The sequence below is a fragment of the Psychrobacter sp. NPDC077938 genome, assembly GCF_044542635.1.
Classification (GTDB): domain Bacteria; phylum Pseudomonadota; class Gammaproteobacteria; order Pseudomonadales; family Moraxellaceae; genus Psychrobacter.
In genome coordinates this window covers 548,574-566,521 of record NZ_JBITUW010000002.1, presented here as the reverse complement: position 1 = coordinate 566,521, position 17,948 = coordinate 548,574, and the positions used below count along the sequence as shown (strand labels likewise).

Genomic DNA, 17,948 nt, shown 5'->3' with positions numbered 1-17,948 from the left:
TCACTGCTCATTGAGTACGCAAATATTTCTAAGTCTATAGCTATTGTTTAAAAAAATAGCTATTTTGGGTCATAGACTGTCAATGTCTCATACCCAATACTACGACCTTCATCGCCTGAAAATCCTTGCTGTCGCCATATCTCGTACAAACAAATGGCTACGCTATTTGATAAGTTCAAACTACGCGAGTCAGCCAGCATGGGTAGTCTTAACCAGTTATCCGCACCGATATCTTCACGTATATCATCTGCCAGACCTGCCGTCTCAGAACCAAAGACTAGCGCAATATTGGGCATAGCAGCCTTATCAGATGCTTCAGAGTCCGAGTGCTTACCAAAGTCATAATCGTAGAATGGTTTGCTTAGCTTGGTTGTCAATGCGGTAACGACATGGCAATCAGCGGCTTTTAGTGCTTGCCTTGCAGCCGTCCAATCATCATGCACTTGCAAATGCGCATATTCATGATAATCGAGACCTGCGCGGCGTAGCTTTTTATCATCAAGCTCAAACCCTAACGGTCTTACTAAATGCAGCTGTGCCCCGCTATTGGCACACAGTCGAATAATATTGCCAGTATTGCTCGGCATTTTTGGTGCTACTAACACGATATGGATAGTCATTCTTACTCCACAAATATTCAACGCTCTAATATTTAAATTTATGAGCGGTAGGTAATCGAAAGTTACAGTTTACTGCCAATAATTACATTTTGATACTGTGCAGCGTTTTTAACTTTCACTATGATGTCTGTAATGGATAACGCGATAGCATTTATGTATGACTGTCTCATCCAATACCCCTTCAGTGAAGCTTGAGCACGATGCTTAGCGTCACTGTTGTTATTTATAACCATTCATTTATCTTTGAGGATACTATTATGAAAAAAGTAATCATCGCATCTTTAACTGCTATGTTCGTTCTAACTGGTTGCAACACGTTCAAAGGCTTTGGCCAAGACGTATCAAGCGCTGGTGATGCTGTAACTGGCGGCGCACAAGAAGTACAAAACAAAATCTAAGGTCTGCTTTTTTTAGATTTTTAAAAGGGCTTATCATTCATTTGATAAGCCTTTTTTGTGTTCTTACTTCGCTGTTATTAAACAATCGCCCAAGCACGATTTTATAAAAACGCGCGTAATATCTGATTGAGATAACGCTGGCCTAATACCGTCGGTTGCAACTGCGTATCACTATCTACCAACAATCCTTGTTTGACCAAACTGTTTACTTGTTCAGCAATACTATCAAGGGTTAATCCAGTTCTCTCTTCAAACAGTGACCAAGCGACGCCGCCATGTAAGCGCAGTGCGTTTAGCATAAACTCGCTCACCAACTCTTCTTGATCAATCGCTTGCCAGCCAACCATCTTTGGTGTGATTTGGCGTATATCAGACATCTCCGTGGCATCTGGATTCATTACTACATAATCTTTTGGCAAACGTGATTTGCTAAAACGATAGATACCTGACGCTACTAACAAGTCCTCTTTCATTTTATCTTTTACGTCTGATGAATTGCTATCGTTACGACAAATCGTCACCTTACCATGTGCTCCAGCGCCAATAGCTAGATAGTCGCCAAACTGCCAATAATTGATATTATGACGGCATGGTTTGTCTGACGCACCTGCCCATGCTGACACCTCATAATTGCTATAACCTAATTGCTGCAATAGCGACTGACCTGCTTGTTCAATATCTGCCAAATTGTCTTCATCAGGTAAAATAGGTTGGCTACGGTAAAACACGGTATTTGGCTCAATGGTTAGTTGATACCAAGAGATATGCGTTGCACCAGCATTATGCGCCATTTGGATATCTTCTAGCGCTTCATTCATGGTTTGCTGCGGTAGACCGTGCATCAAGTCGACGTTGACCCGTGCAAATCCAGCCGCTTTGGCAGCGCGAATTGCTGATAACGCTTGTACAGGATCGTGGATACGCCCAAGTACCTTTAGCTTATCAGCAGCGAAACTCTGTACGCCGATAGACAGACGATTGATACCAACCTCTAAATACTGCGCAAATGGTGCATGCTCAAGCGTGCCAGGATTGGCCTCCATCGTGACTTCGATGTCTTCTGCAAATTCAAAACATGTACGTAACCCAGAGAACAATCGCTGATACTGAGAAATGGGTAGCAAAGACGGCGTACCACCACCGATAAATATCGAACCAATTTTTCGGTCCTGAGCTAAAGGTTGCTGCATTGCGGCATCTAACAGTAACGCATCGACGTATTCCTCATACATGGATAGCTCACTGTCTATCGGTAGCTCATGCGAATTAAAATCGCAATAAGGACATTTCTTCACACACCACGGAATGTGAATGTAAAGAGACAATGGAATGTCGGTCACGTCTACCGCGATAGTATCCGTCGTTGGTTCAGTAAGACTTAACGTATTCAGGTCATTTAGCATACTGTCTGTATTCACTTTGGGCATAAATAAACTTATTTTGTAGTGAGCAATAATGATCGATATCAAAAGTAACGCTAGGATAGCGATTAGATGAGATAAAGAAAAGCCTATCTATCATAAAACTATTAACAAAAACACGTAGAAACGTCCTATTCACCATGGCAACTTATGGGCAGTATATAGAGGGTCTGTTAAAAACAGCCTCTACTAAAAACAGAAACTATTAAAAACGGGTTTGAGAGTGAGTCAATAGAAACTAACTCTGATAATTTTAAGAACCAATTAAAGAATAAAATAAAAAATCGAAGGACAAATATATGGCGTATTGGTTAATGAAATCCAACCCTAAATTTTTTGGTATTGAAGATTTGCATCGCTTGGGCACCGACGGTTGGGACGGCGTTCGCAACTATCGCGCGCGTAATTTTATGCGTGATGATATGAAAGTTGGTGACAAGGTATTCTTTTATCACTCTAGCGCCAAACCGTCTGGAGTCGCTGGTATCATGACAGTCACTACAGCAGGGTATCCCGATCCTACTCAGTTTCACCCTGAGCATCGTCATTATGATCCTATTGCGACTGAAGAGGAACCTCGTTGGTATATGGTCGATCTCACTTTTGAGCAAGCTTTTACAGAGGTGTTACCACTATCAGAGCTAAAGTTTTTGCCAGCTTTGGAAGACTCGTTATTACTAAGGAAAGGCTGTCAGCAATTAACAGTGATTCCATTAGAGCCCAAACATTGGCGAGCGATTATGGATATGGCGGAGACACTTGAGTTGTTACCGGAGCAAACTTATTGAATTGGCTATTGGCTATTGGCTATTGGCTATTGGCTATTGGCTATGAAGCAGAGTACAAAAAACCTAAGATTAATACCTGCATAGCGGCGCTAAAGCGTTGACATCATAGTGCGGCTTCTTTACCATCTTACTATGTATATGACCTGTCAATCCACTACTTGGATCGACGGGTTATTTTTATTTTAGTGTCTTTACTTTTATTTTCATACTCTGTCTATCTACTTATGCAACATTATAAGCTTGCTCATATTATTTATCGGAGTATTATCGTCGGCACTACGCTCTCCTTGCTGCGTCAATCTTAGTCGATTGATAGCAGTGTTTGTTTATTAATAATAACTACCTTAATAACAATTACCGCAAAGAATAAAAAGTTGCTTACTATGGTTTTTCCATTGTCTTTCAAAGATTTTAAAAGCTACAGCTTACGTCTAGGCGTACTCGCCCTCCCTATCTTAATCACTCAGTTTTGCCAAGCAGCACTTGGCGTGGTCGATGCCATCATGGCAGGTCAAGTATCGGCGCTTGATTTGGCTGCGGTAGCAGTTGGGTCTGGTATTTGGCTACCATTGTTTTTATTGGCCACAGGTGTACTAATTGCAACCACACCTCTGATTGGTGAAGCGATTGGTCAAGACCAGCACGGCCAAGTGCCGCATATCACGCAGCAGTCTCTATGGACCGCAGGTGTCATTGGCATTATCGGTTTTATCATTGTTAATTTAGCTCCCAATGTCCTTGGCATTATGGGTGTCCCAGAAAACATTCAGCCGATAGCGACACAGTATTTACATGGTGTCTCATTTGGTTTCCCAGCGCTCGCTGTATATGCCGTTCTACGCAGTTATTGTGAAGCATTGGGTCGTCCTGAGCCTGTCACTGTCATTAGTATTATTGGCCTACTTGCAGATATTCCTTTGAACTATATTTTTATTCATGGGTTATTTGGCATGCCAGAAATGGGCGGTGCAGGCTGCGGGGTGGCTACAGCGCTAGTATTATGGATAAATGTCCTATTATTGGCTGCCTATACTAGCTTCACAAAACGCCGTGAATTTGTGAGCACGCGTTTCTTCTACGGCTTCTCTAGTCCCAATCGTACACAGATTAAAAAGCTGTTAAAACTTGGTATTCCTATTGGCATCTCTATCTTCTTTGAAGCCAGTTTATTTAGCTTAGGCGCACTCGTTATCAGTCCATTGGGTGAGCTAGCAACAGCATCGCATCAAGTGGCGCTGTCAGTGACCTCACAGCTATTTATGATACCGATATCTGTCGCCATGGCGCTCACTATCATGGTCTCCAATCGGTTTGGTCAAAAAAACCTATTAGCACTGCGCCAAGTGCAAGCTACCGGACTGGTATGGACCGTATTGATCGCTTTGACCTGTATGCTTGGAATATGGCTATTCAGACCAGAACTGGCAGCAGCATTCACAGATAACCCAGAGGTTAGAGCCCAGTCTATGCATTTGCTTATCTTTGCGCTTGCCTATCAGTTATTTGATGGCTGGCAGGTTAACGTCGCTGGTATATTACGCGGCATGCAAGACACCACCATACCTATGTGGGTAACGCTCTTCTGCTATTGGTTAGTTGCCTTACCACTTGGCGTCTATCTAGTGCGTTTCACTGACGTTGGTGCACAAGGGTTTTGGATGGCGTTGATTACAGGTTTGTTCTTATCATCTATTTTACTTACTTTGCGTCTACGCTATCAGCAAAAACGCTTAACTATGCTATGGGGTTAAGCCAATTGCTTATTGATTGAATTTTATAGTCATTGTTAGCGTCATTTGATCATACAGACTATGAAAAATCGTAGATATTTTCTTGCTAAAAAGATGGCTTACGTCAAAATATGTAAAAATTCTCAGTTAACAACTGTACATTGATTGCTCATTGCCCTGAATCTAGGTATCATTAGCAATTAATTAGACAATATTTAGTTACACTATTTCTCGAATTTAGTACAAGGCCAGATAAAAACTATGGATATTGAAAAAATACGCACCCTCATCGCCCTTATGGAAGAAAGTGAACTGGTTAATTTAGAAATCAGTTCTGACGACGAGCATATTAGCTTAACTCGTCACTATGACGCCCCTGCGCCAACTATGATGGCTGCCCCTGCTGCGAGCGCTGCTCCTGCTGCCGCTGTCGAAGGCAAACCTGCAGAAAAAGCGGGTAGCGTTGAGTCTTCACCAATGGTTGGTGTTTTCTATTCAGCACCAAGTCCTAATGACCCACCATTTGTGAAAGTCGGTCAAAAAGTTCAGGCAGGTGATACCTTAGGTATCATCGAAGCTATGAAAATCATGAACCCGCTTGAAGCGACTCAAAGTGGTATTGTTGACGAAATCTTGGTAGATAACTCTGAAGTCGTACAGTTCGGTCAACCTGTCATACGCTATAAAGCGTAACGATATTTGCCATACTTTATTTCATTATGGCTGACTTTTGGTATATATACCGCGTCACTGCTAAATAACATGATGCTATGTATCGAAACTCAGTCAATGACTGACGCTTCGACAAGGATGAACCCATGATAAAAAAATTGCTCATTGCCAACAGAGGTGAAATTGCCCTGCGCATCGTCCGCGCCTGTAAAGCGCTAGGTATCGAAACGGTAGGTGTCTACTCTACTGCGGATGCCAACTTGATGCACTTGCGCTTTGTTGATGAGGCAATTTGTATTGGCAAGCCTAATGCTAACCAAAGCTACCTTGATATCAATACCATCTTAACTGCTGCTGAAATCACTGGTGCAGATGCTATCCATCCTGGTTATGGCTTTTTGTCTGAGAATGCTGAATTTGCTGAACAAGTAGAAGAAGCAGGATTGACCTTCGTTGGTCCTAATGCTGATCATATTCGCCTTATGGGCAACAAAGTTTCTGCCATCAACGCTATGAAAAAAGCTGGCGTACCAACTGTACCTGGTTCAGTTGGCGCTGTGACTCTGCATAATGCTGAAGAGCAAGCACGCAATATCGGCTTCCCACTATTGATTAAAGCGGCTTCTGGCGGCGGTGGACGCGGTATGCGTGTGGTTGAGCGCTTTGACGAACTAATTGGTCAAGTACAAGCGGCCAAACAAGAAGCTGAGCTTTGGTTCGGTGATGACACTGTCTATATGGAGCGCTATCTACAAAACCCGCGCCACGTAGAAGTACAGGTACTAGGCGATGGTAATGGTAATGCTATCCATCTATATGACCGTGATTGCTCATTGCAGCGTCGCCATCAAAAAGTACTAGAAGAAGCACCTGCCCCAGACATCCCAGATGATGTACGTGAGCCAATCTTAAAGGCGTGTGTAAAAGCGTGTGAGCTTGTTAAGTATCGCGGTGCTGGTACGTTTGAATTCTTGTTTGAAAATAACGAGTTTTTCTTCATTGAAATGAACACTCGTGTACAGGTTGAACATCCAGTGACTGAGATGATTACTGGTATCGATGTTGTCGTCGAGCAGCTCAAAATCGCAGCTGGTTACGGTCTGTCTTATCGCCAAAGCGAGATTGAGATCCAAGGTCATGCGATCGAATGTCGTATTAACGCCGAAGATGCAGCGACTTTCGTACCTTGCCCAGGCACTATCAGTCAATTGTTCACGCCAAGTGGTTCTGGCATTCGCTTTGACTCTCATCTATACCCTGGCTATGAGATACCGACCTATTATGATTCATTGATTGGTAAATTGATCTGTCATGGTCAAACTCGTCAGCAAGCCATTGCTAAGACAGTACATGCCCTTGATGAGCTGATTATTGAAGGTATCAAAACCAATATACCTTTGCATCGTGATGTGATTTTGGCGGATGATAACTTTACTCGTGAAGCGCAAAATATTCATTATCTCGAAAGAGAGCTGCTGACTGCGAATAAAGCCAAAAAAGACTCGTAGGCTAAAATACTTGTAGAGTTTGCTAAGTTTAATTAAAACAGTACATAAAAAAACCGCTATTAATATAGCGGTTTTTTTATGTCATCAATAAGCTGTCAATCATACGTAAAGTACAACGAGCATATCTGATTACGGCAACACTCTATTGAAGTTCATAAAGCACTCGTTACCATCAGGGTCAGCGCACCATTGCATCTGGTTGCCATCATGATTGATAAATGCAATCAACGCTTCATCAGTTTGATCGATCTGATTGCCTGAGCAGTCTACTTCATTATTATCATAAACGGTCTTGATCGCAATAACTGGCAGTCCTTCTTCACGGTGGGTGACTAGATAGCGGCCGTATGTCCACTCTTTGCCACTGACAGACCACATTTCATTATCCGCACTAAAGTTATATAGCTCGCGGCACTGATTAGACTTACCAACTGACGCAAGTAAGTTCTTACTAGTAGTTGGTTTGATGTTTAGAACCCGCTCTTCACTTTGAGTTAGTACGCCGCCGTCCATGCCCGTCATCACTTTAGGCTCTACACTGCTAGGCTGTTGCACACTATTTGATGCAGACTGATTAGCTTCCGCTTCCCTAGTCATCGTGGCGTGAGTAGAATGAGCGCTGCTGTCCAAGTCTATTTCCCACTGTCCGGCAATGGCTGGACTAATGTGAGTGGTGATGGTCGGCTTGGTAATAGCCTCACCGTTCGCAGGCAATGAAGCCAAAATAGATGCTAGCGTGAATGAAGCAAATGAGATAGGTTCCATAATTAACCTTTTATTTATAATATTTTAATATATACATTAGCGTAAGTCTTAGACACCAAAAACACAAGTAACATTATGCTATTGCTCATAAACCTATAGTCGGAACTTCATAGGTATTTATAGAAAAAAATAACGCCATCGCTTTACTTGCTAGAGACAAGAAGCGATGGCGTTATTAGCATACAGAATTCTGCGTGATATTAATGACTACTTAATATTAAGCAGCTTCTGTATTTAGCGCTTGGGCAAAAGCTGATAACGCCCCTTTTAGCATGGCTGATACTGTACTGCTACAAGTACCGATGCCTGAGTATACCTCGCCATCTACATTAAGCTGTATATAAGCGGCAGCATTGGCATTGGTTTTGTTATCACTATTGGTATCATCATCGATACCATTACCGCTGTTATGATGCGGGTTAATCGCATGCTCTGCATAGTTAATAATATGTAGTGATTTGCCCGTATGCTGTGCAAGTCCGTCAATAAACGATGATAATGGGCCGTTACCCGTGCCATCAATATCAATGGTATCGCTATTCATCTGCACCTGACCACTAAAGTAAACCGCGCCGCCTTTATTGTTGACGCTATAGTCTAGCAGCTCAAACTTGCCTTGCTGCAAGTAAGTATCTTCAAAGGTCTGCAAGATTTCATCATTCTGCAATTCTCGTGCTGCTGCTTCAGCTTGCTTTTGTACCACACGGCTAAAGTCAATCTGCATCCAACGTGGTAGGTTAAAACCGTAGTTACGCTGCAAAATATATGCGACGCCGCCTTTGCCTGACTGGCTATTGATACGTACTACATCTTGGTAGCTACGGCCAATATGCGCAGGATCGATAGGTAGATAAGCCACGTCCCAGACATTGTCTGTTTCGCTCTGATTGCTTTCATTGTAATCGAGAGATTTTTTGATAGCATCTTGATGTGAGCCACTAAATGCCGTGAAGACCAACTCGCCTACATAAGGATGACGAGGGTGCAATGGTAAGTTATTGCATTCGCTCACAACCTGTACGATTTCGCTCATGTTGCTAAAATCAAGCTCAGGATCGATACCTTGGCTAAATAAGTTCATGGCCATGACCATGATATCCATGTTACCTGTACGCTCACCGTTACCAAGCAATGTGCCTTCGATACGATCTGCACCCGCCAGCACACCTAACTCAGCCGCTGCTACCGCACAGCCACGGTCATTATGGGTATGCAAGCTCACAATCACGTGCTCACGCTGCGCTAAATTGCGGCAGAAGTACTCTACTTGATCAGCAAAGACATTGGGCATAGAAGCCTCAACCGTCGCTGGCAAGTTAAAAATAACTTCCTGACCCTGCTGTGGTTGCCACACGTCACACACTGCATCGCAAACCTCTACGGCATATTCAGTTTCTGTCTGGCTAAAGCTCTCTGGCGAGTACTGAAATACCCAATCTGTCTCAGGGCATTTTGCTGCATACTCTTGCAATAGCTTGGCACCTGCAATCGCAATCTCTTTGATTTCAGCTTTATCTTTGCCATAGACTTTTTCGCGTTGTACACGGCTGGTTGAGTTATAGACATGGACAACCGCACGTTTAGCACCTTTTAATGATTCAAAAGTACGGGCAATCAAATGCTCGCGCGCTTGTACCAATACTTGTAGCGTTACATCTTCAGGTACGTGGTTTTCTTCAATAAGCTTACGCGCAAAGTCAAACTCTACCTGCGCCGCTGACGGAAAACCAATCTCAATCTCTTTAAAACCAACATCTACTAAGGTCTTAAAGAAGCGCATTTTTTGTTCAATGGTCATCGGATCAATCAGTGCTTGGTTACCATCACGCAGATCCACACTTGCCCATATCGGTGACTTCTCAATCGTTTTGCTTGGCCAAGTACGATCTGGCAGCGATGGCGCAAATGCAAATGGACGGTATTTACGGAAGTCAAAAGCGGCACTTTTTGGTATGATCTTTGCAGTCCCTGTGACTGCAGTGTGCGTGGCTTGGTCAGACATAATCAATCCTTAGATGATATGGTTATTTATATATTTAGCTAGGCGATTAGCTGTTGATTAGATCAGTATTTATCATATGAGATAACTAGTGTTTATACCATAATAATATCAAAGTTTAACAGAGAGAAACCTGCTTTCTTTTACTTTATTTTCTGTTATTTTAGTGGAAAAACATAATTTAGACATTATAATCGAATAAATTCACTATTAAGGCTTAAGAAATGCCAGATAATCATATTGATAGTACAGGGACTGCAGATATAGACGAGATAGATAGAAAGTTGCTACGCTTATTGCAAACGCAGGCGCGCATGAGCATTACTGAACTCGCTGAGCGCGTCAACCTGTCTGCTACCCCTTGCGCACGTCGTATCAAACGCTTAGAGGATGCGAACATTATCAGTGGCTACCACACCAAAACCGATGCACAAAAACTTGGCTATCCGCTAGCCGTGTTTATCGCTATTAGTATGGATCGTCATACAGCAGAACGTTTTGAGCAATTTGAACGCAAAGTTCAAAGCTTTGAGGAAGTCATCAGCTGTAGTATTGTCACAGGTCGCACCGAAGACTATCTGATTAAGGTCAGAGTACGTGATATGACACATTACGAAGAGTTTTTATTGCATCGCCTTAATCGTATCGAAGGCGTGGCTCAAGTTCATACCAGTTTTGAATTACGAGAAGTATTTAGCCGTAGCGTGGTTTAGACAATCTAAGCGGTCTTTGGTGACTGTCGACGGAACCATACTAATAGTACAAATCCGATCATCAACCCGACAGCAGCGACAAGTAATCCTGCGTTGAAATTGCCATCTTTCCCTGCCAGTGCCACTGTCACCAAGGGTCCTAAAAACTGCCCCAATGCATAAGCTAACGTCGCTAGTGCAATCAGTAAATTAGAATAGGCAGGATTGATGTTTTTAAATAAACTCAGTGTCATCGATACCATACCGACAAAGGTCAATCCTAAAATTGCAGCATTGCCATACAATCCAAGCGCCCCATCAAACCATATCGGCAAGCACATGCCAAATGCTTGCAATACCGTCAGCCCCATTAAGGTTTTTATCTCACCGATACGTTTGGCAAGCGCGCCCCATAGGGGGTTTGACAACATTGCAAAAATACCAACGACCAACCAAATCATTAATCCAGCATACGTCTGTGTCGTTAGCCGCTGTGCTGCCATAACGGGCAAAAAAGTCGCTGAGCTAATATAACCAAACCCTGCCAGTACGTAGCTGACGAAAAGTAAAGCAAGCGCTTTATGATGTCCAGAAATTGCCTCATATAAGGAGCGTTTAAAGTTCAAATAAGCCTTATGCACTGATACGTGTTGTTTGGCATCAATCTGCTGTGAATCAACAGCCTGTACTTGTTTTGGCTTTATCGCATAAAGTAGCCATACAAGTGGCAAACTGGTGACACCTGCGACTAGCCAAATTACATCGAAGTGATAGCCTAATTTTAATAGACACCATGTCACTATGGCAGAAGCGCTAATGCCGACACCAATACCTGCATAATGGACTGCTGATAATACAGAACGGCGCTCAGGGCTGAGGGTTTGAATCACAAAAGATGAGCTTAGAATCATCGCCACACCACTTGCAATACCTGCAATTAAACGAATGATATACCATAGCGTGAGCGACATATTTGGTATGACGAGTAGCATCGTTGTGGCAACACTGATAACCGCCCAAAGTGTCATCGCCTGCCACGTTGAGCGCTGAGGCACAAACATAGCAATAAGCGCACCGATAAAGTAGCCGATATAATTGATTGATGCCAGCCAGCCTGCAATCGTCGTTGATAGCGACAATTGCACCATAATATCAGGTAAGGTGGCGGTAAACAGAAAGCGGCCATAACCCATAACGACTGCCATGCAGTACATACCGATACAGGCAATGGCAGCTTCGTTGGTAATCGTCGGAACCATACGGCTTTTAAAAGCAGTCATCATGACAGCGCCATTTTTGTGGCAATTAGCACACAATCCTTTGTGTTAGACAGTCAAAAGCAGTAGTAAAAAAGCAAGAATGAACAGTTATTAGATATGTTAGGTCGAGATGAAATATCAGCAAAAACTATGATACGTCTAACGTTGGTGTCTCTACCGTATCTTGTCCTAGCATCTGTACACGCTGATCGCTAAACATATCCATATCTGGAGCTAGCGTACGCATAAATCGATCAAAATACAACATCTGTTTGGTTAGTAAAGCAAAGTCGCGTGGGAAATGGATACCATGACGTTTACCAACTTCGACAATCTCAAGCATCATTTTATTAAGCTCATCGGCTTGCTCTTTACTATTGAAAGGTACACCGCTCGTAAAGGTCTTATCTTCTGCCATGATGGTTGTCATCATACGCTGCAAATCATTCCCCAGTGCAGCCACATCGACTTTATTACCACCATGCGTCATTTCCATATCAATCATATGGCGTGCCATGGCTTGATAGTCGCTGTCTTGCATGGCTTGCATCATGCCCATGCACGCACGCCAGCTCTCAGCTTTGAGTTTACCCACAATACCAAAATCCAAAAATCCAATACGACCATCAGTCAATAGCATTAAATTGCCCGCATGCAGATCAGCATGGAAGCTGTTACACAGCATGAGGCTGGCAAACCATGTGTTCAAAGTGTCTGCCATGACTTGTGCAGGATCGGCACAGTATTGGCGCATGAGCGACTCATCGACCATAGAGACGCCATATAGACGGCTCATCGTTAGCACACGCTTGGTGGTCAGCTCTTCATAGACAGTTGGTGCCACCACGCGAGTATTGCCTGATACGGCTAAGAACTGCTGAAAATCGCGAATATTCTGTGCTTCAGCGATAAAATCAGTCTCGGCAAGCATACGCAGACGAATCTCATCGATAATCGGCGCAATACTCGCAAACTTCATCGATGGCATTAGTATTTCAAGTAGCTTAGTTACGCCATGTAATACACCCAAGTCAGTCTGCATGATGGTTTCGACACCAGGCTTTTGCACCTTTAGCACCACTTCGTCACCATTGTGCAACCGTGCTGCATGCACTTGAGCGATAGAAGCTGAGGCTAATGGCTCTGAGTCAATATGCGCAAACGTATCATCAAGCGTCCTGCCATCAGTCGCTAGCTCCTCTCTTAGCACTTGCTCGATATAAGCGTAAGACAATGGCGTGGTTTGATCCAAGCAGCTCTGGAAAGCCTTGACATAGTCACGTGGAAACAGCGACGGTGTACTGGCGATAAATTGACCGATTTTGATATAAGTCGTACCTAACTGCTCAAAGGTTTCTTTGAGTAGCATCGCGTCAGGCTTCTCACCTTTTGCCACTCTCAGCGCAGACAGACCTGCCACACTCGCTGTTTGGCGAACACGGTTCATGACATTAAAAGTATGCTTTAATAAATGCGGACGATGAATTTTCATAAAAAACAACTATGGTAATAAGAAGGAGGTTTGAAGATAGGCAATACAATATAAAAATGCGTTAAAATCAGATTACTCAGTTATAGTCGGTTCAATATAATTTGGATATAAGGAAGGCGAGTGAAAGTACTACAACTCGTAGACTAAGCAAGCCTGACACCGTATCCAATTTATAGAGAGTTGATTATAGGACTACTACAGACAGGACACTGTGGGTCTTTCCGATAACCCATTAGCCGCTGCTGCATCTGACTACCATCCCATATGAGCAGCTTGTTTGTCAGTGGATTTTTGGTTAATCCTAAATATTGCAGTGCAGCATTGGCTTGCAGATTCCCCATGACGGCAGTGGTACTGGCCAGCACTCCTGAATTGGCACACGTACGTTCGTCAGCGGCTTCGTCAAGCACTACGGAGCCAAATACGCAATGGTAACAACCAGTATCGAGTTGAGGTTCGAACAGTGCTAGCTGTCCTTGCATAGCAATCGCTGAGGCAGATAACAGGGGAATCTGGTATCGCACGCTGATACGATTGATGATGTCGCGCGTGGCAAAATTATCCGTACAGTCTAAGAGTAAGTCAGGCTTGCCTGCTGCCATATCGAGCAATTCATAAGCGTTGTCTTCATCTAACCGTGCGACTGTGCCGTAAGTCTTTATCAAGGGATTGATGCGCGCTAATATGGCTACTGCGGTCAGTGCTTTGGGCTTACTGATATCGTCAGGTAAAAACAGCGTCTGCCGTTGTAAGTTGCTCGCCTCAATCTCGTCATCATCAATCAGATGGACATAACCCACCCCAGCACGCACCAATGTCTCAGACGCAGGACAACCAAGGCCGCCTGCCCCTATTATGACCACACGAGCTGTCTTTAGTCGCAGCTGAGCATCCATATCCCAACCGTCTAATAAAACTTGCCGAGCATAACGGAGCAGCTCGTCATCTGATAGCTGTACCATCTCTTTTACCATATTCATCTACAACCTATAACCAAAGAAATCTACTATCAAGAAACTATCTATTGAACTTGCCCTAGCGTAACGCGATCATTACCACCATAATCTTTTACGGTATGTACTGACTCAAACCCATTGTCTAGAAACAGCTGCCGAACCGCATCACCTTGATCATGGCCATGCTCGATAGCCAATAACCCACCTGTACAGAGATATGTCGTTGCTTGCTGGACGATATGCTCAATATCAGCCAGACCATGATTGGGTGCACTGAGCGCACTAATAGGTTCAGCTGTTAGACCCGCCAAATGCTCGTCTGTCTCGTCAATATAAGGAGGGTTTGACACAATAATATCAAACTGATGCTCATCATTAGTAGGTAGCGCTTGATACCAACTGCTTTGGACAAACTCAACATTGGCAACATTATTGCTCATGGCATTGTACTGAGCAACTTCAAGCACCTCTGACGATAAATCAACCGCCACGACTTGCCAGTTAGCGTGTTTTAATTCATGGGCAAGACTGATAGCGATACAACCTGACCCTGTGCCCAAGTCTAACAATCGCTTATTATTGAGTTGCGCTGGCTGAGTGTTTATCCAATTCAATACTTGCTCAACCAATACTTCGGTATCGGGTCTAGGAATCAAGGTATGCTCGTTTACCCTAAAGCTAAGCGACCAAAACTCCTGCTGTCCAGTCAGGTACGCAAGCGGTATGCCTTGCTGCATTTTTACCACACCGTCATTGAAACGTGCGACCTCACTATCAGCTAACTGATAATCTTCATCCGTCATTAACGCTATCGCAGGCTTATCAATGACATGCAATAACCAGTCCGTGAACCAAAACGACGGCAGCTGATTATCTGACTCACCATTCGTCAGTTGTTGAATCTGCTGCTTAATTTGACGAATGGTTGATACGGTCATAGATAGCTCTTAAAAAACAATGAATGGATAAAGGTAAAATACTGCTTAGCCTATTCTGATGCGCGTGGTGGCTCTTTGGTATCGGTCAGGTTAGGATTGGTTTTACTCAGTTTGTCACCTACCCTATTGCCACCGCTGCCATCATTATTGTCATCGCCATAAATATCATCGTTATCACCAATGACAATATGTCTATCGACAAAGTAGATCAGTGCCAGAATTGGAATACCAATAGCGAAGGTAAAGATAAAGAAAAATGGATAACCCATATTATCGACGATAGCACCTGAGTACCCACCCATCACTTTTGGTATCAGGGTCATCAATGAGGAAAAAATCGCATACTGTACTGCGGTAAAGCGAATCGATGTCAGTGCTGATAAGAAAGCGATAAATACAGCACTCGCAAGGCCCGCAGCCAAGTTATCAAATATCACTGCCATATACATGATCGGCAGGCTACCTGGGTTGTATGTCAATACCACAAACAACAGGTTGGTCGCACACGCTAAAATCGCACCAATCATCATGGCATGCATGATACGGAAACGCTGAGCCAAAATCCCGCCCAAGAAGCCACCTGCAATTGCCATAATCACACCGACCAGCTTTACGGCATTGGCGATATCAGTTTTGCTAAAGCCCATGTCTTGATAAAAGACGTTGGAGATCACGCCTGCGACGATATCTGAGATACGGTATAGACCAATCAATGCTAATAGTAGCAGGGCTTTTTTGCCATAACGTCGGAAAAAATCTAAAACAGGCTCGATCCATGTTGCCATGGCCACTTCTTTTTTCACCAGTCCTACTTGTACCAGGGCATAACCTGCTGCCATCGCCGCGCCTAGGCTTACTAATAAGTGCAAAGTTTCTACAAAGAAGCTAGAAAAAGCGCCTTCGAACTCCGGTAAGACTTGTCCCATCAATATGTAAGCAGCGATAAAAGCAATCACTGAAAATACAAACAACGCTACCAGTCTGACGTAATCTTCACGAGTTTCAGCAACCAACGGAGCTTTGTTAATGATTTTTGGTTGATTGATAATAAAGTACAGCAATAATAATGGCGCGCACGCGACCAATGCTAAAAAGTAAAACTTAATCGCTGGCATTACCATTAGTGGTATCAAGACCATTGTGCTATCAAATACTGTATTGATCAAAATATTAACTAGGTAAATAACACCAAACAGCAGGCCTGGGATAAGCAGTAACGCTGAATAAATCAGGAATACTTTTAAGTTACCCTTTTGCTTTTTACTTTGCAGGGTCTCAGCGGTTGGCTCATAACTGGCAAACGTCGTTAATACCCCTAATGTCATAACCCCTGCCATGATGTAATAGGTATTGCGCCACGCTTCATAACTATAAAATGTCTCATTTGAGCCGAAATAATCAGCCAAATATAACGCGCCTGCCCCTGCGACAATCATGCCGATACGGTAGCCTGACACATAGATAGAGGACAAGATAGACTGCATAGACGGCGGTGCAAGCTCAATACGGTACGCATCAATTACGATATCTTGCGTCGCAGAAGAGAACCCAAGCAACACGGCCGCGCCTGCCATATAAACCAAGACATCTTCGCTAACAGGATTTACCCTTGCCATCAAAAAGATCGCCAGCACGATAAGCAGCTGTGATACCACCATCCAACTACGACGACGCCCCAGCCACTTGGTCAAAAACGGCACAGGGAGCGCATCAATCAATGGCGCCCAAATAAATTTGAACGAATACCCCAGTGCCGCCCAGCTGAACATAGTGACGACACTACGATCAATACCTGCTTCTCTCAGCCATAGCGACAGACTTGAGAAAATCAGCAGAATAGGTATACCCGCTGAAAACCCCAAAAACAGCATAATAATGACACGAGGGTCGAGATAAGCTTTTGTAGCCTCGCCCCATGACTTTTTGGCAATTGGTTGATTGGGCGGTACAGATTTGACAGCAGACATAATAACTCACCAACAATTCAGACAAAGAACACAACCGCGCACAATTTTTATCAATCTTTAGAATCAGTTATCGACAAAAGGATCGATAAAAATTGCTCTACGTTGCACCAATATTATCATTACAACAAAATCCAGTTATGGTACTTGAGAACCTTTATCTTGACTAGATGTTTTTGCATTAACTTAGCGATTGTAGGCCATGAGCAATCGCTTATATTTCTTAATAGTAACGCAAAAAACTGCAATGTTTTACCAAGGTTATCTTAGCTCTCTTTTTTATTGCTAATTTCTATTTTGAAAGATGTCTGACAATGACATTATTTATAGGTAATATAAAGGTAGTAGTAAAACTGACGCAGGCTTGATTGGTTAGGTGCACTCTATTGGTTTACTCTTAACTGGCGATGATAAGCACGGGCGTTAATGAAGATTGAGATAAACAAAACATCAAGCTTTTTATGATTAGTAATTTAAAACTTATAATTCTTATATATTAGTTTTATAAATCTACTCAGCTTAGTTATGCTTTGTACATAAACAACGACTACCGAGATTCACGGTTTGTTCTTTCTATTATCATAGCCTAGGAGTTATACCATGTCCGACTCAACCAATAACACCACCGACAAAAACACTGCCCCAGATGCTGCTCGTTGTCCTGTAGATCACGAAAGCAACAATAATACTGAATCAACCAATACCACTTATGACAAAGGCGATGGTCAAGGTCCAACGATCCATAG

15 protein-coding genes are annotated in these 17,948 nt (G+C 43.2%); 6 read left to right on the top strand and 9 right to left on the bottom strand.

From position 1 onward, the window contains the following. Positions 1-59: 59 nt before the first annotated feature. Complete coding sequence (locus tag ACIGBM_RS05810) at positions 60-620, bottom strand: tRNA (cytidine(34)-2'-O)-methyltransferase (RefSeq protein WP_102092185.1); 561 nt, start codon at positions 618-620, stop codon at positions 60-62. A 257-nt stretch (positions 621-877) separates the two neighbouring features. Between ACIGBM_RS05810 and ACIGBM_RS05805 the strand changes: the two genes are divergently transcribed. Continuing rightward, positions 878-1,018: an entericidin A/B family lipoprotein gene (locus ACIGBM_RS05805; RefSeq protein ID WP_057759705.1), complete on the top strand. Its 141-nt coding sequence runs from the start codon at positions 878-880 to the stop codon at positions 1,016-1,018. Positions 1,019-1,119: 101 nt separating this feature from the next. Here the strand turns inward: ACIGBM_RS05805 and hemW are convergent, their stop codons facing one another. Next, on the bottom strand, positions 1,120-2,421 hold the full coding sequence (gene hemW, locus ACIGBM_RS05800; RefSeq protein ID WP_397477119.1) for a radical SAM family heme chaperone HemW: 1,302 nt from the start codon (positions 2,419-2,421) through the stop codon (positions 1,120-1,122). 317 nt (positions 2,422-2,738) lie between these two features. Here hemW and ACIGBM_RS05795 point away from each other — a divergent pair, with 317 nt between their 5' ends. The 4 genes from ACIGBM_RS05795 (at position 2,739) to accC (ending at position 7,137) form a co-directional block, all read left to right on the top strand. Next, positions 2,739-3,227: an EVE domain-containing protein gene (locus tag ACIGBM_RS05795; protein WP_397477063.1), complete on the top strand. Its 489-nt coding sequence runs from the start codon at positions 2,739-2,741 to the stop codon at positions 3,225-3,227. Positions 3,228-3,610: 383 nt separating this feature from the next. Then, complete coding sequence (locus ACIGBM_RS05790; RefSeq protein ID WP_397477062.1) at positions 3,611-4,978, top strand: MATE family efflux transporter; 1,368 nt, start codon at positions 3,611-3,613, stop codon at positions 4,976-4,978. A gap of 240 nt (positions 4,979-5,218) precedes the next feature. After that, positions 5,219-5,650 carry an acetyl-CoA carboxylase biotin carboxyl carrier protein gene (gene accB / locus ACIGBM_RS05785; RefSeq protein WP_102092842.1) on the top strand — a complete coding sequence of 144 codons (432 nt, stop codon included), beginning with the start codon at positions 5,219-5,221 and terminating at the stop codon, positions 5,648-5,650. A 125-nt stretch (positions 5,651-5,775) separates the two neighbouring features. After that, a complete protein-coding gene (gene accC / locus ACIGBM_RS05780) occupies positions 5,776-7,137 on the top strand; it encodes an acetyl-CoA carboxylase biotin carboxylase subunit (RefSeq protein WP_057759692.1) in 1,362 nt (453 codons plus the stop codon). 129 nt (positions 7,138-7,266) lie between these two features. On the opposite strand, the gene ACIGBM_RS05775 is transcribed toward accC, so the two are convergent. Beyond that, positions 7,267-7,902 (bottom strand): hypothetical protein, encoded by a 636-nt coding sequence (locus ACIGBM_RS05775; RefSeq protein ID WP_397477061.1) that lies wholly within the window; start codon positions 7,900-7,902, stop codon positions 7,267-7,269. A gap of 217 nt (positions 7,903-8,119) precedes the next feature. Continuing rightward, positions 8,120-9,904, bottom strand: coding sequence for a 2-isopropylmalate synthase (gene leuA, locus ACIGBM_RS05770; protein ID WP_397477060.1), 1,785 nt, complete (start codon positions 9,902-9,904; stop codon positions 8,120-8,122). A 221-nt stretch (positions 9,905-10,125) separates the two neighbouring features. On the opposite strand from leuA, the gene ACIGBM_RS05765 reads away from it, so the two are divergent. After that, positions 10,126-10,614, top strand: a complete 489-nt coding sequence (locus ACIGBM_RS05765; RefSeq protein ID WP_397477059.1) for an Lrp/AsnC family transcriptional regulator — start codon at positions 10,126-10,128, stop codon at positions 10,612-10,614. Positions 10,615-10,619: 5 nt separating this feature from the next. Here ACIGBM_RS05765 and ACIGBM_RS05760 read toward each other — a convergent pair whose 3' ends face one another. From ACIGBM_RS05760 to ACIGBM_RS05740, 5 genes are all read right to left on the bottom strand, one after another. Next, positions 10,620-11,876, bottom strand: coding sequence for a YbfB/YjiJ family MFS transporter (locus tag ACIGBM_RS05760; protein ID WP_397477058.1), 1,257 nt, complete (start codon positions 11,874-11,876; stop codon positions 10,620-10,622). 124 nt (positions 11,877-12,000) lie between these two features. Further along, the gene (locus ACIGBM_RS05755) at positions 12,001-13,344 is read right to left on the bottom strand and encodes an ABC1 kinase family protein (RefSeq protein WP_397477057.1); all 1,344 of its coding nucleotides are present in this window, start codon (positions 13,342-13,344) and stop codon (positions 12,001-12,003) included. Positions 13,345-13,514: 170 nt separating this feature from the next. After that, a complete protein-coding gene (locus ACIGBM_RS05750) occupies positions 13,515-14,318 on the bottom strand; it encodes a HesA/MoeB/ThiF family protein (RefSeq protein WP_397477118.1) in 804 nt (267 codons plus the stop codon). A gap of 47 nt (positions 14,319-14,365) precedes the next feature. Beyond that, positions 14,366-15,238 carry a peptide chain release factor N(5)-glutamine methyltransferase gene (prmC, locus tag ACIGBM_RS05745; protein WP_397477056.1) on the bottom strand — a complete coding sequence of 291 codons (873 nt, stop codon included), beginning with the start codon at positions 15,236-15,238 and terminating at the stop codon, positions 14,366-14,368. A gap of 50 nt (positions 15,239-15,288) precedes the next feature. Beyond that, on the bottom strand, positions 15,289-17,205 hold the full coding sequence (locus tag ACIGBM_RS05740; protein ID WP_397477055.1) for an AmpG family muropeptide MFS transporter: 1,917 nt from the start codon (positions 17,203-17,205) through the stop codon (positions 15,289-15,291). Positions 17,206-17,948 lie beyond the last annotated feature (743 nt).

Bases quoted from the DNA above. Each gene is read 5' to 3' on its own strand.
- ACIGBM_RS05755 (WP_397477057.1), bottom strand. From the start codon at position 13,344: ATGAAAATTCATCGTCCGCATTTATTAAAGCATACTTTTAATGTCATG.
- ACIGBM_RS05765 (WP_397477059.1), top strand. From the start codon at position 10,126: ATGCCAGATAATCATATTGATAGTACAGGGACTGCAGATATAGACGAG.
- accB (WP_102092842.1), top strand. From the start codon at position 5,219: ATGGATATTGAAAAAATACGCACCCTCATCGCCCTTATGGAAGAAAGT.
- ACIGBM_RS05775 (WP_397477061.1), bottom strand. From the start codon at position 7,902: ATGGAACCTATCTCATTTGCTTCATTCACGCTAGCATCTATTTTGGCT.
- ACIGBM_RS05760 (WP_397477058.1), bottom strand. From the start codon at position 11,876: ATGATGACTGCTTTTAAAAGCCGTATGGTTCCGACGATTACCAACGAA.
- ACIGBM_RS05810 (WP_102092185.1), bottom strand. From the start codon at position 620: ATGACTATCCATATCGTGTTAGTAGCACCAAAAATGCCGAGCAATACT.
- ACIGBM_RS05740 (WP_397477055.1), bottom strand. From the start codon at position 17,205: ATGTCTGCTGTCAAATCTGTACCGCCCAATCAACCAATTGCCAAAAAG.
- ACIGBM_RS05790 (WP_397477062.1), top strand. From the start codon at position 3,611: ATGGTTTTTCCATTGTCTTTCAAAGATTTTAAAAGCTACAGCTTACGT.
- prmC (WP_397477056.1), bottom strand. From the start codon at position 15,238: ATGACCGTATCAACCATTCGTCAAATTAAGCAGCAGATTCAACAACTG.
- hemW (WP_397477119.1), bottom strand. From the start codon at position 2,421: ATGCTAAATGACCTGAATACGTTAAGTCTTACTGAACCAACGACGGAT.
- ACIGBM_RS05750 (WP_397477118.1), bottom strand. From the start codon at position 14,318: ATGGTAAAAGAGATGGTACAGCTATCAGATGACGAGCTGCTCCGTTAT.
- ACIGBM_RS05805 (WP_057759705.1), top strand. From the start codon at position 878: ATGAAAAAAGTAATCATCGCATCTTTAACTGCTATGTTCGTTCTAACT.
- ACIGBM_RS05795 (WP_397477063.1), top strand. From the start codon at position 2,739: ATGGCGTATTGGTTAATGAAATCCAACCCTAAATTTTTTGGTATTGAA.
- accC (WP_057759692.1), top strand. From the start codon at position 5,776: ATGATAAAAAAATTGCTCATTGCCAACAGAGGTGAAATTGCCCTGCGC.
- leuA (WP_397477060.1), bottom strand. From the start codon at position 9,904: ATGTCTGACCAAGCCACGCACACTGCAGTCACAGGGACTGCAAAGATC.